9 protein-coding genes and 2 tRNA genes are annotated in these 12,843 nt (G+C 70.1%); 6 read left to right on the forward strand and 5 right to left on the reverse strand.

The annotated features are described in order from the left end of the window. Positions 1 to 90: 90 nt before the first annotated feature. Complete coding sequence (locus AB0915_RS35110) at positions 91 to 1,194, reverse strand: LLM class flavin-dependent oxidoreductase (RefSeq protein ID WP_366694933.1); 1,104 nt, start codon at positions 1,192 to 1,194, stop codon at positions 91 to 93. Between the two features lie 159 nt (positions 1,195 to 1,353). After that, positions 1,354 to 2,097 carry a decarboxylase gene (locus tag AB0915_RS35115; RefSeq protein ID WP_366694934.1) on the reverse strand — a complete coding sequence of 248 codons (744 nt, stop codon included), beginning with the start codon at positions 2,095 to 2,097 and terminating at the stop codon, positions 1,354 to 1,356. A 169-nt stretch (positions 2,098 to 2,266) separates the two neighbouring features. Here AB0915_RS35115 and AB0915_RS35120 point away from each other — a divergent pair, with 169 nt between their 5' ends. The 3 genes from AB0915_RS35120 (at position 2,267) to AB0915_RS35130 (ending at position 4,299) form a co-directional block, all read left to right on the forward strand. Beyond that, entirely contained in the window at positions 2,267 to 3,256 is a 990-nt protein-coding gene (locus AB0915_RS35120; protein ID WP_366694935.1) for a D-2-hydroxyacid dehydrogenase, read from the forward strand. A gap of 148 nt (positions 3,257 to 3,404) precedes the next feature. Beyond that, positions 3,405 to 4,163, forward strand: coding sequence for an IclR family transcriptional regulator C-terminal domain-containing protein (locus AB0915_RS35125; protein ID WP_366694936.1), 759 nt, complete (start codon positions 3,405 to 3,407; stop codon positions 4,161 to 4,163). A gap of 62 nt (positions 4,164 to 4,225) precedes the next feature. Continuing rightward, positions 4,226 to 4,299, forward strand: a tRNA-Lys gene (locus AB0915_RS35130). A gap of 81 nt (positions 4,300 to 4,380) precedes the next feature. Here the strand turns inward: AB0915_RS35130 and AB0915_RS35135 are convergent. The 3 genes from AB0915_RS35135 to AB0915_RS35145 all read right to left on the reverse strand — a co-directional run bounded on the left by AB0915_RS35135 (position 4,381) and on the right by AB0915_RS35145 (position 8,132). After that, a complete protein-coding gene (locus AB0915_RS35135; RefSeq protein WP_366694937.1) occupies positions 4,381 to 4,569 on the reverse strand; it encodes a hypothetical protein in 189 nt (62 codons plus the stop codon). 133 nt (positions 4,570 to 4,702) lie between these two features. Then, a complete protein-coding gene (locus AB0915_RS35140) occupies positions 4,703 to 6,619 on the reverse strand; it encodes an SPFH domain-containing protein (protein WP_366694938.1) in 1,917 nt (638 codons plus the stop codon). Positions 6,620 to 6,704: 85 nt separating this feature from the next. Continuing rightward, complete coding sequence (locus tag AB0915_RS35145; RefSeq protein WP_366694939.1) at positions 6,705 to 8,132, reverse strand: peptidoglycan-binding protein; 1,428 nt, start codon at positions 8,130 to 8,132, stop codon at positions 6,705 to 6,707. A 183-nt stretch (positions 8,133 to 8,315) separates the two neighbouring features. Here AB0915_RS35145 and AB0915_RS35150 point away from each other — a divergent pair. From AB0915_RS35150 to AB0915_RS35160, 3 genes are all read left to right on the forward strand, one after another. Further along, positions 8,316 to 8,389, forward strand: a tRNA-Lys gene (locus AB0915_RS35150). A gap of 481 nt (positions 8,390 to 8,870) precedes the next feature. Beyond that, positions 8,871 to 10,793, forward strand: coding sequence for a cellulose synthase catalytic subunit (locus AB0915_RS35155; protein ID WP_366694940.1), 1,923 nt, complete (start codon positions 8,871 to 8,873; stop codon positions 10,791 to 10,793). Next, positions 10,790 to 12,724: a kelch motif-containing protein gene (locus tag AB0915_RS35160; protein WP_366694941.1), complete on the forward strand. Its 1,935-nt coding sequence runs from the start codon at positions 10,790 to 10,792 to the stop codon at positions 12,722 to 12,724. The genes AB0915_RS35155 and AB0915_RS35160 overlap by 4 nt, the downstream gene beginning before the upstream one ends. Positions 12,725 to 12,843: the final 119 nt, after the last annotated feature.

The raw sequence follows: 12,843 nt of genomic DNA on the forward strand, positions 1-12,843 counted from the left end.
GGAACACGAAGCCGACCGTGCCTACACGCGCCGGGCGGGCCTGTGTACAGGCCCGCCCGGCGCTTGAAGGCAGAACGCTCGGCACGGACGTCAGCCACGCAACCCGTACGCGTCCGCGATCAGGTCGTAGCTGCGCAGCCGCGCCTCCCCGCCATGCGCATTCGCCGTGATCATCAGCTCGTCCGCCCCGGTCCGCTTGGCCAGGCCGTCCAGACCGCTGCGCACCTCGTCCGCCGTCCCGTGGATGACATTGCCGAGCCAGCCGTCGACGAACTCCCGCTCCACCGGACTGAAGACATAGGCCTCCGCCTCCTCCGGCGTCGGGATCAGACCGGGGCGGCCGGTGCGCAGGCGGAGCATCGACAGGGCACCGGTCAGGACCTGGCGGCGGGCCTCGCGCTCCTCGTCGGCTGCCAGCGCCGAGACGCCGATCAGGGCGTACGGGGCATCCAGCACCGCGGACGGCTTGAACGAGTCCCGGTACAGGTCGAGCGCCGGAATCGTGTTCTGCGCCGAGAAGTGGTGGGCGAAGGCGAACGGCAGACCCAGGACCCCGGCCAGCCGGGCGCTGAAGCCGGAGGAGCCGAGCAGCCAGATCGGCGGGCGGCCCGCGGGACCCTGCACCGGGCCCGGAACCGCGTGGATCCGGGCGTAGGGGTGGCCGTCCGGGAAGTCGTCGTCCAGGAACCGGGTCAGCTCGGCGAGCTGCTGCGGGAAGTCGTCGGCGCCCTCGCCCAGCCGGTCCGTGCGGCGCAGCGCGGCGGCGGTCGCACCGTCCGTGCCGGGGGCGCGCCCGAGGCCGAGGTCGATGCGGCCGGGGGCCATGGCCTCCAGCGTGCCGAACTGTTCGGCGATGACCAGCGGGGCGTGGTTGGGCAGCATGACCCCGCCGGAGCCGAGCCGGATCCGCTCGGTACGGGCGGCGAGGTGGGCCAGGATCACGGCCGGGGACGACGAGGCGACGCCGGGCATGGAGTGGTGTTCGGCGACCCAGAGGCGGTGGTAGCCACGGCGCTCGGCGAGCTGGGCGATGTCCACACTGGTGCGCAGCGCCTGGGTCGCGGTGCGACCCTGGCCGACGGTCACCAGGTCGAGCACCGACAGCGGCACCGAGGCCGTTCCCTCGGCCCTGCCCCGAATGGCGTCGCCGTGACTCCCGTCGCCTCGGTTCTCGTCGCCTCGGTTCTTGTCCACGTGAAGGCCTCTCCGGTGATGCTCGTGCGTCCGCCGAAACCTAACAGGAGGTTGTCTCCGGTTATTCCCGGCCGGTCACGGCCTCCCCGCGGTAGGGAGTGGATCAGCAAGCGGAGTCGCAGGGCGTCGGGAGTCCACTCCCTACCGCGGAGGAGGCCGTTACCTCCCGACCGGTGCGGGCGGCGCCTCCCGGGTGGCGAACAGCGTGCCGAGCTGGGGCGCCCAGGTGCGGCGCCGGGCCAGCCGCAGAGCCTCGTACACCGCCACCTGGTTCGCGGTAAGGACCGGCTTGGCGAGGAGTTCCTCCAGGTCACGGACGTGCGCGGCGGTGTGCACGGCGTTGTCCGGCAGCAGTACCGCCTCCGCGTCCGGCCGGTCCGCGGCAACCGCGAGCTCTTTCAGCCGGTCCAGCCCCCACCCCGCGGCCGCGGCCGCGGAGGTGACGCCACCGCCGCGCACGGCGACCACCTCGACGCCCGCGGCGGCCAGGAAGTCGCCGAAGAGCCCGGCGATCTCCTCGGTGTACGGAGCGGCGACCGCGACACGCGCGGCGCCCAGCGCCCGTACCGCGTGGACGAAGGCGAGCGACGTACTCGATGCGGGCAGCCCCGCCGCCCTGGCCAGGGCGGTGCTCTGCTGATGGGCGCCCTCCCACCCGTACACGAGACTCCCGCCGGTGCTGGCCCAGACCACCGACTCGGCACCGGCGCGCCGCAGCTCCTCGACCCCGGCGGCGAGGCGTTCGGGTGCGCCCCGCTGCCGCAGGATCTCGGTGCGGCGGTCGTCCTCACCCGGCTCCGTGCGGTTGACGACGAGCCTGATGGTGGTGTCGAGGATGACCTCCATGCGCGGGAAGTCGTCGTCCGCGAAATGGCCCGGGTAGAGGAAACCGACGGTCGTCATATTCACCCTCCTGCACTGCTGGACCGGTGCACTGCCGCTGCCCTCCCCCACTGCCCAGTATTCCCCCGGCGCCCGCACCCCTGCCGACCTTGGCGTTGACGGGCGCGGGCCCGGGTGCGAGCGTGGTCAATCCGCACATCTCAGACGTTGACGAGGCGACCACTCCCTGATGTCAGAGCCCACCCTCCTCGTACTCGACGCCGCCCCGTCGCCGCGCCTCGGCCGGCTGACCGGCCGGGTCCGGATCCGCTACGTGGACGAGGCCGGCCTCGCCGGGGAGCTGCCGCACGCCGACGCCCTGCTGGTGTGGGACTTCGCCTCCGACGCGGTACGCGCCGCCTGGCCCGGCGACGGACCGCGGCCCCGGTGGGTGCACACGGCCAGCGCGGGAGTGGACCGGCTGCTCTGCCCGGAGCTGGCCGGGTCCGACACCGTGCTGACCAACGCGCGGGGCATCTTCGAACGGCCGATCGCCGAATACGTACTGGGCCTGGTGCTCGCGTTCGCCAAGGACGTCCCCGGCACGCTGGAGCTGCAGCGTCGGCGGCGCTGGCACCACCGCGAGTCGCAGCAGCTCGCGGGCGCCCGCGCGGTCGTCGTCGGGGCCGGGCCGATCGGCCGGGAGATCACCCGGCTGCTCAACGCACTGGGCGTCCAGGTGGCGCTCGTGGGGCGTACGGCGCGGCGCACCATCCATGGCGCCGAGGATCTGGACCGGCTGGCGGCGCTCGCCGACTGGGTGATCTGCGCGGCGCCCCTGACGGAACGGACGCGCGGGATGTTCGACGCGCGGTTCTTCGGGCTGATGCAGCCTTCGGCCCGCTTCATCAATGTGGGGCGAGGCCCGATGGTCGTCGAGGACGATCTCGCCGACGCGCTGCGCCGACGGTGGATCGCGGGCGCGGCGCTCGACGTCTTCCAGCACGAGCCGCTCGCTCCGGGCAGTGGACTGTGGGACGCACCGGGGCTGATCGTCTCGCCGCACATGAGCGGCGACACCGTGGGCTGGCGGGACCGGCTGGGCGAGCAGTTCGTGGAGATGTACGAACGGTGGGCGGCCGGGGAACCGTTGCCGAACGTGGTCGACATGCGGCGCGGATATGTTCCCTCCCCGGATGTTTCCGATGCCCCGAACGGCGTTGACGTGCCTCCGCGTTGAGATATTGACTCTGACATATGCCAACCGATTGCACTCCTGCTGACAGCGCCGGGGCGCACCAAGAACTCGTCAACAGGCCCCCATCAAAAGACTCTTGGCGGCTATCGTGGTGCCGAAGCTTGCGGTCACAACCTGGTAGGGGGAAACCGTGGCGTTGAAGCCCGAACCGACCGCACCGTTCCACTCGGTGCAGTACGCCCTTCGTGTTCTCGAAACGGTCTCCAAGCACCGCACCGGTGTGACGGACGCCCAGATCTCCCGGGAGACGGGACTGCCGGTGGGGCATCTCGCCTCACTGCTGCTGACGCTGCGCCGCGAGGGCTACGTCGAGCAGGTGTCCGACGGCGCCTATGTGATCGGCGCCTCACTCCTGCTGCTCGGCTCCGGGGCCGCCCGCAGGCAGGCACTGGAGAACAAGCTCCAGCAGACCCTGGACCAGCTGCGCGATTCGGTCGGCGCCGCGGTGTACATAAGCCGGTACGTCGACGGCGAGATCCGGGTCACGCAGTACGCCGACGGTCCGCGTACCCCCGCGGTCAACGAGTGGGTGGACTTCCGGTCCGCCGCGCATGCCAGCGCGATCGGCAAGTGCCTGCTGACCCAGCTCGACCAGAATGGCCGCCGCGACCATCTCGCCCGCCATAAGATCGCCCGGCTCACCTCGCGGACCATCACCAGCGAGAAGGTCCTCTTCTCCAAGCTGGACAGCCAGCCGGCGACGGTCCCGGTGCTCGACCTCCAGGAGTACGCGATGGGCACCGTCTGCGCGGCCGTGCCGCTCACGGCGGGCTCCTCGGCCGGCTGCCTGGCGCTGTCGCTGCCGATCGAGCACGCGCACCGGCTGCGCTCGGCGGCGGACACGCTGAACCGGCGGGCGGCTCCGGTCCTGCTGTCACTGGCTCTCTAGGGCCTCCGTCGGCACGTGTCATCAGCACCCCTGAGGACCAGGTATTATTTTCGAGTCAGCAGGCGCCGCTAGCTCAGTTGGTTAGAGCAGCTGACTCTTAATCAGCGGGTCCGGGGTTCGAGTCCCTGGCGGCGCACAGACAACGCCCAGGGCGGTTCACGTACACACGTGGACCGCCCTGGGCGCTTTTCGCCGTCCGCCGCTCCGTACACGCGTGTCACAGAGGGGTACCGGACAACCACCAAGCGTGTTGTTCTTCATCGTCGGACGACACGCGGACATCATGGCCCTGCTTCTTGTCCTTCGCCTGTCGTGCCTCGGCGAGAGATGAACCGACGATGTCCAGCGCACGAGGGTGGTCCGCGCGGACCAGGGTCCGGGCGGCGTGGCGGATCACATAGTGCATCTCGCGCGCTGTACGAGCTCCGCGACGGTGCCTGCGCTCCTCATGGCGCGGCACGGTAACCGACTGCACGTCAGAACTGAACATCGGAGCACGCATGGAACGCGTTCGCCGCGGACGCCGTACGGACGCGCCGTCAGGCCCCGCCCGCACCGCTGCGTCCGGTGTAGAAGGCCACCGTCAAGTCCTTGACCAGCGCCTTGCGTTCATAATCGTCGAACTCCACGAGGCCGCGGGCGGTCAGCCGGCTGACCGTGTCGTCCACCGCGTCGACCACCGACGTCAGCACACTGTCGCGGTGCTGGGCGTCAATGGCGGCGATCCGGAGACGCTGCATCGCGGCGGCGATCTCCGGTGCGTACTCGATGCCGGTCGGCTGCGCGGAGTACACCTCGATGCCCACCGGTTCGCACTCCGCCTTCAGCATCCCGGTCAGCGCGTCACCGACCGCCTCCGCGTTGCGCAGCGTGTGGGCGTCCTCGTGGAACACGTCGGCGGGGAGCTGCGAGAAGACCCGCGCCATCGCCGCCTCGACCTGCTCGCGCAGATACTTCTCGTGGTCCGCCAATCCGAGCATCGCCCGCGCGGTGTCCTTGATCCGCCACACGACGAGGACGACGACGCGCAGCGCCGTACCGTTCGCATCCACCACGGGCAGCGGTTCGCTGCGCCAGTGCCGGAGCCGTACGTCGACCCGGCGGCGCCGCAGCAGCGGGCTGACCCAGACGAGCCCCGTCCGCCGCACGCTCCCCCGGTAGTCGCCGAAGAGCGTCATCACCCATGCGTGCCCGACGCGGCCGCGAGTCAGACCGCCGAGCGCGAAGAACACGACGGTCACCAGGGCGGCGAGCGCCGCCCATGCCCCCATGCCGATGCCGTCGTACGGACGCGAGCCGATCCCGAGCCGGGCGAGCACCCCGGCGGGCAGTGCGCCGACCCACCACAGCACCGCCCCACCGCCGGCGATCCCGGCCAGCCCGGCGAGCACCCCCGCCCACCCGGGCAGCGCGGTCCACGGCTTCTCGGTCAGCCGCCAATCGCCGACCGGCGCGGGCCTGGTGGGCGCCGGCGCCTGCACCTGCGCCACCGGCACCCGCCGCAGGCCCGCCACCTGCTCGCCGACATCGGCCCCCAGGGCGAGATCGGCGGCTTCGGGGGGCTCGGACCCGCCACGGAAGAGAGGGTGCCCAGGGATGGAGGGTGGGTTTTCATGGGCGATGACGACGCGCCGCCGCCCGGTCACGACGTCGTCGGGCTTCGACACCGACACGGGGGCCGATTCGGATTCCTGTACGAGGATGGCTTCGGCGGCCGAGGCGGGCGCCGGCTCCGTGGGGGGCGGTGTGCCGTGCGGCGCGTCGGGGTCGGGTTCGGTCCGAGCCGGCTGCTCGGTGTCAAACAGGGCGTCCAGAAGCGGGCAGGCCGGCGGGCCCGAGCCCGGGTCGAGGGCCGGCGTCAAAGCCGCGGCCGGAACCGACACCGAGACCGTATCGAAGGCGGGGTCCGTCGCGTCACCCGGGACCAGGTCGAGCACGAGGTCGAGGGCGGCATCCGAGCCGGCCCGCGCGTCCGCCCCCGCAACCGATACCGGACCCGCGCCCGGCCACACATCCGCACCCACCTCCGAGCCGGCCCGCACCTCCGCCCCCGCACCGGAGCCACCCCCAACCTCCACCCCCGCAACCGATACCGGACCCGCGCCCGGCCACACATCCGCACCCACCTCCGAGCCGGCCCGCGCGTCCGCCCCCGCAACCGATACCGGACCCGCGCCCGGCCACACATCCGCACCCACCTCCGAGCCGGCCCGCACCTCCGCCCCCGTACCCGAGCCACCCCCAACCTCCACCCCCGCAACCGATGCCGGACCCGCGCCCGGCCACACATCCGCACCCACCTCCGAGCCGGCCCGCACCTCCGCCCCCGTACCCGAGCCGCCGCCGGCATCCGCGCCCGGGACCGATCCCGGGTCGGCGCACGGCGAGGCGGCACCCGCCTCCGAGCCGGACCCGGCGCCTCCGGCACCCTCCGTGTCGCCCACTACACCACTCATCGGCTCCCGTTCCTTTCTGTCTTCCGGAACTCCGGAACTGCCCGGCACCGTGGATCGCATTCCCGCCTCCGTCATGTCCGTGTTCTCACGCAAAGATTCGCCGCCAGGTCTCCGGGCCGGGGTAACCGTCGGCCTCGGTGCCCCGCCAGCCCTGGGCCCGTTGGAAGGTCTCGACGTTGCGCCGGTCCGCCTCGGTCCACCAGGGTCCGGGGCCCGACGTGTAGTACGTGCCGTATCCCTTCTTCACCAACTGCCTGCCGAGCCTGTCGACATGGCTGTTGGACCGACCCGGCCGGAAATGACCCCGGCCCGGGAAGGCCGGGGCCGCATGCGAACCGCTCCCCCGGCCGCCGCCCGTGCTTCCGCTCACCGGAATGTCGCGGCCGGTCCCGTTCATCAGCAGGCGCCAGGTGTGCGGGCCGGGGATACCGTCGGCCTCCTTGCCCTTCCAGCCCTGCGCCCTCTGGAACGCCTGGGTCGCACGCCGGTCGGCGTCGCCCCAGCCTGGCCCGGGTCCGACCTTGTAGAAGCGCCTTCCGCCACGGTCCACGAGCATCCGCCCGAGCTGGGTGACGTGTGTGTTGCTCACGCCCGGACCGAAAGTCCTGGTGCCCGGGAACGCCTTCGACCCGCTGCTTCCCGCCCCGGTTCCGGTGGTCAGCCCCTTGTAGCGGTACGGGACGTATTTGCCCGAGTTGGTCCAGTAGGCCATGGGCGTCGTCTGCTTGCGCGTGTGCGGAGGAGTCTGTTCGTAGGCCGTGTAATGGGTGTGCGTGTAGTCGGTCCAGCCTCCGAAGATCGTGGCGTGCGAGCCCTTCGAAGGGTTGGCCAGGTTGTGGAAGAGCAGCATGTCGCCGGGCTGCAACTCCGCGCGCGCGATCCGGGTTCCGTACTTGGCGAGGCTGCCCGTCCACTCGTTGGCGTCGAGCTTCCAGGCCATCGACACATAGCCGGAGCAGTCCTGCCGGTATCCGTCGGACCAGTACTTCGCCACGCTGTACGGGACCTTCGCGCTCACCCACTTCTTGGCGCGATTGATGATGTCCGCCCGCGTGGACTTGCGCAGCGCCGAGGAAGAGCCCGTGGACGACGGCGGGCCGGAGGCCCCCACACCCCACAGCGGACCGGGTTCTCCCTGCGGAGTGACCATGTCCGTATCGGCCGCGTCCGTATCGGTCAGCTCCGTACCGTCCGGGTACCTGTCGTCCGGGTCCGTATCACCCGGGGCCGGACCGTCCGGATTCGTATCGTCCGGGTTCGTATCGGCCGAGGCCGTCGTCCCGTCCGCCCGGGCGGATCCGGCCGCATGCCGGCTCGCCGACTCGGCCACGCCGGTGCCCAGCACCACGCCGGCCGCCGTGGCCAGCACCAGCACGCGCCGCGCACCATGCGCGGCGGGGTGCCCTCCGTACCGCGTGGGCAGGGCGCGAGCGGCGGTGCGCCGCCCGGCGGCGCACCCCGCGCAGGAGCAGTCGACGGCAGGCGCGTACTCCTCGAAGGCCGGCACGGTCATGCGAATCCCCTCCGCATTCGTCAAGATCTTTGGGCGCAGCTGTACGGGCGTCAGTGTCCAACTCTCCCGACATAGTGCAGTTTGACTGACAAAACAGAAAAAACGACTATCCGACAGGCCGTGACGGTCGGGAAATGGCCAGAAGCACTCCCCCGCATCGGGTAGAGTTATCCAGGTCAGCAGGCGCCGCTAGCTCAGTTGGTTAGAGCAGCTGACTCTTAATCAGCGGGTCCGGGGTTCGAGTCCCTGGCGGCGCACGCAGAGTCAAGGCCCCCTCACTCCATGTGAGGGGGCCTTGTTCGTATGCCATCACCCCACCCGCGTCCGGCGGGCGACCCCTGAGCCGTCTCCCGGGGGTCGAAAAGCTCCCCTCGTACACCCCCATACGCCCCCTCCACAAGAGACACCCAAATCGCACATATGACCGGCAAATAGCCCGTTTCACCCTTGCGATCACGACCTGGGTCATACAACCTGTCATGGGGTCATCAGCCGCAACCGGGCCGATGACGCCCACAGTTGGGGGCAGCAACAGGGGGAAGTTCCGGTTTGCGCGTACCGCGGGATGGGGGTCCCGCTCATGGACGGATGCCGAAGAGGCACCGGGCGACCGGAAGGACGCCTTCCCGCGAGGGGAAGGCTTCCGCCAGAGAGGTCGTCCGCCGCGATCGAGGGGATGCGCGGCGGACGAGACGACCGACCGACCGCGCAGCCAGCATGCGCGCAGGGGGATGACCCATGACGTCGACGCCGACAGGCGCCCGGCAGAACACCGACCCTTCCCGGACCACGCAGCTGCGGATACCCCCGCGGCCCCGGACCGGAGGCCGGCGCCACCCGAAGAAGGCGCTGCCCCGCTACGACTACGAGCACTACAGCCGACTCGCCGGGCCACTGACCCAGCCCGATCCGAGCAGACCGTACTCCGTGCAGTACCGCTCGCTGCTCTCGCAGGAACCGCGCAGACTCCGCGCGGCGCTCCTGCTCGGCGCCGCACCGCTCGTCTCGCTCGGCCTGTTCGCATGGCTGATGCAGCCCGAACACTGGACCCAGCGCGATCCGAACCTCAAGAACGACACGCTGCTGATCCTCGACATCGTCATGCTCGTCTCGATCGGTCTGATCGAGCTCTTCCGCACCATGAACGTCCTGTCGAACGCGCACGCGACGCTGGTCGCACGCGACCCGGTCCCGGTCGTGCCGGAGCCCGGCACCCGGGTCGCCTTCCTCACCTCCTTCGTCCCGGGCAAGGAGCCCCTGGAGATGGTGACGAAGACCCTCGAAGCGGCGGTCCGCATCAGGCACCGCGGGCTGATGCACGTCTGGCTGCTCGACGAGGGCGACGACCCGGCGGTCAAGGAGGTCTGCGCCCGGCTCGGGGTGCACCATTTCTCCCGCAAGGGCGTCGCGCACTGGAACCAGACCGAGGGCGCGCACCGCGCGAGGACCAAGCACGGCAACTACAACGCCTGGCTCGACGCGCACGGCGGCGCGTACGACTTCTTCGCGTCGGTCGACACCGATCACGTACCCCTGCCCAACTACCTGGAGCGGATGCTCGGCTACTTCCGCGACCCGGACATCGGCTTCGTCATCGGCCCGCAGGTCTACGGCAACTACGACACGTTCGTCACGAAGGCCGCCGAGTCCCAGCAGTTCCTCTTCCACGCGCTGATCCAGCGCGCGGGCAACCGCTACGGCGCCCCGATGTTCGTCGGGACCAGCAACGCCGTGCGGATCTCCGCCCTCAAACAGATCGGCGGTCTGTACGACTCGATCACCGAGGACATGGCGACCGGCTTCGAGATGCATCGCGCGCGCAACCCGCACACCGGCCGGAAGTGGCGCTCGGTGTACACCCCGGACGTGCTGGCCGTCGGCGAGGGCCCGACCGCGTGGACGGACTTCTTCACCCAGCAGCTGCGCTGGTCACGGGGGACGTACGAGACGATCCTCAAGCAGTACTGGAGAGGGATCGGGACACTCCCCGTCGGCAAGCTCTTCAACTACACCATGATGATCATCTTCTATCCGATGTCCGCCCTGAACTGGATCCTGGCGGCACTCAGTTGCGCGCTTTTCCTGGGCATGGGCGCCTCGGGCGTGCAGATCGACCCGGTCGTCTGGATGATGCTGTACGGCAACGCCTCGGCGCTCCAGATCGGTCTGTACATCTGGAACCGGCGGCACAATGTGTCCCCGCACGAGCCGGAGGGCTCCGGCGGTATGGCGGGGATGATGATGTCCGCGCTCTCCGCCCCGGTCTACGCGCGGTCCCTGATGGATGCCGTGCTGCGCCGCAAGAGCTCGTTCGTGGTGACGCCCAAGGGCGACTCGTCCAGCCCCGACACGTTGTTCGGCACGTTCCGTATCCATCTCTTCTTCATGGTGGTCTTCGGCGGTTCGATCGCCGCCTCCTTCGTCCTCGGCCACAGCCATCCCGCGATGCTCACCTGGGCCGCGCTGGCGCTGCTGATCACGGCGGCGCCGATCTTCGGCTGGCGGTACACCGTCCACGCGGAGAAGAAGCGGCGGCGCGGCGGACCACCCCTGCAGGACGGCACACCGGTTCCGCAGCCGGCGCATGCCCCGCAGGAAAGACCGCACTGGGTGTCCGACGGCCAGACCGTGCAGATCTCCCTGGGGGGACGTAACCGATGACGTACCGTCCTGGCCGCCGCACCCGCCGCATGGCGATCACTACGGCGGTGGTACTGGCGCTCGCGGGGGCGAACGGGCCGTGGCTGTACCGCGTCAGCAGCGAGCGCTACCACGAGTACGAGATCAACAAGCCGGAGTACAAGGCCGCCAACGGCCACTGGGACTTCCTCGACGTCCCGTCCGAGTTCCGGATCAATACGATCCATGCCGCGCTGCTGCACACCGGCAAGGTGCTGCTCGTCGCGGGCTCCGGCAACAACCAGAAGAACTTCGACGCGAAGAGCTTCCGGTCCGTGCTGTGGGACCCGGGGACCGGCACGTTCACGAACGTACCCACGCCCAAGGACATGTTCTGCTCCGGTCACACCCAGCTGCCCGACGGCCGGCTGCTGATAGCCGGCGGCACGAAGCGGTACGAGAAGCTGAAGGGCGATGTCACCAGGGCGGGCGGCCTGATGATCGTCCACAACGAGGACCCGGACAAGCCGGTCACCCTGCCCGCGGGCACCCGGTTCACCGGCAAGGAGAACGGCAGGACGTTCGTCTCCAAGGACCCGGTGCTGGTCGAGAGGGCCACCAAGGTCTTCGACAGGAAGACCGGCGCGTTCCTGCGCAACGACCCCGGGCTCGGCCGGATCTACGTCGAGGCCCAGAAGTCCGGCAGGACGTACGAGACGGGCACCCAGGACAACTACCGGATCTCCGGGCTCTCCGGCTCCGACACACGGAACGTGTACGGGATCGCCCAGAAACTCGCCCTCGACAAGAAGGACTTCCAGGGCATCCGGGAGGCGTTCGAGTTCGACCCGGTGGCGGAGAGGTACATCACCGTCGATCCGATGAACGAGGCGCGCTGGTACCCGACGCTGACCACGCTGAAGGACGGCAGGGTCCTCGCCCTGTCCGGACTCGACGAGATCGGGCAGATCGTGCCCGGCAAGGACGAGATCTACGACCCTCGGACGAAGAAGTGGGCGTACACCGGCATCGTCCGGAAGTTCCCCACCTACCCGGCGGTCTTCCTGCTGAGCGACGGCAGGCTCTTCTACTCCGGCTCGAACGCCGGGTACGGTCCGGCGGACGTCGGCCGCGCGCCGGGCGTCTGGGACCTTGCGACGAACAGGTTCGAGGAGATCCCCGGGCTGAGCGACGCCCGGGAGATGGAGACATCGGCGACGGTACGACTGCCACCCGCCCAGGACGAGAAGTTCATGGTCATCGGCGGGGGCGGAGTGGGTGAGTCGGACAGGTCCAGCGAGAAGTCCCGGCTCGTGGACCTGAAGGCCGCCGAGCCGAGATTCAGGGACGGCGCGTCACTCACCGAGGGCACGCGCTACCCGAGCGCGTCGCTGCTGCCCGACGACTCGGTGCTCGTCACCGGCGGGTCGAGCGACTACCGCGGGCGCAGCGGCTCGAACATCCTGCAGGCGCGGCTGTACGACGCGAAGACGGACACGTACCGGAGGGTGGCGGATCCGGAGGTCGGACGGAACTATCACTCGGGGTCGCTGCTGCTGCCCGACGGGCGCGTCATGATCTTCGGCTCGGACTCCCTGTACGCCGACAAGGCGAACACCCGCCCGGGCGTCTTCGAGCAACGCATCGAGATCTACACGCCGCCCTACCTGTACCGGGGCTCACGGCCGGAGCTGACGGCCGGGCCGAAGAGCATTCGACGCGGCGGTACGGCGGTGTTCACGACCAAGCAGCGACCGACGATCACGTCGGCGAAGCTGATGCGGCCGAGCGCGGTGACGCATGTGACGGACACGGACCAGCGATCCGTGGCGCTGGGGCTGAAGAGGACGGCGGGGGGTATCGCCGTGACGATGCCGGGGAATCGGGCGCTGGTGCCGTCGGGGTGGTACATGCTGTTCGTGACCGATGCGAACGGGACACCGTCGAAGGGGACGTGGGTGCGGGTCCCCTAGGGCGTGTTTCGAAAGTCCCGCCTGCCTGGCGACGTCTGGCACGCACGATCGCTGCGTTGTCGGGCTCGCCCCGATACGCCCAGTATCGGGGCGACCCTCCGCCTTGCGATCGCACGCAC

This window comes from Streptomyces sp. NPDC048411, assembly GCF_040704695.1.
Lineage (GTDB): Bacteria > Actinomycetota > Actinomycetes > Streptomycetales > Streptomycetaceae > Streptomyces.

Excerpts from the sequence above, each read along its gene's own strand:
- AB0915_RS35120 (WP_366694935.1), top strand. The coding sequence starts at position 2,267 with ATGTCAGAGCCCACCCTCCTCGTACTCGACGCCGCCCCGTCGCCGCGC.
- AB0915_RS35160 (WP_366694941.1), top strand. The coding sequence starts at position 10,790 with ATGACGTACCGTCCTGGCCGCCGCACCCGCCGCATGGCGATCACTACG.
- AB0915_RS35155 (WP_366694940.1), top strand. The coding sequence starts at position 8,871 with ATGACGTCGACGCCGACAGGCGCCCGGCAGAACACCGACCCTTCCCGG.
- AB0915_RS35145 (WP_366694939.1), bottom strand. The coding sequence starts at position 8,132 with ATGACCGTGCCGGCCTTCGAGGAGTACGCGCCTGCCGTCGACTGCTCC.
- AB0915_RS35115 (WP_366694934.1), bottom strand. The coding sequence starts at position 2,097 with ATGACGACCGTCGGTTTCCTCTACCCGGGCCATTTCGCGGACGACGAC.
- AB0915_RS35140 (WP_366694938.1), bottom strand. The coding sequence starts at position 6,619 with ATGAGTGGTGTAGTGGGCGACACGGAGGGTGCCGGAGGCGCCGGGTCC.
- AB0915_RS35135 (WP_366694937.1), bottom strand. The coding sequence starts at position 4,569 with ATGCACTATGTGATCCGCCACGCCGCCCGGACCCTGGTCCGCGCGGAC.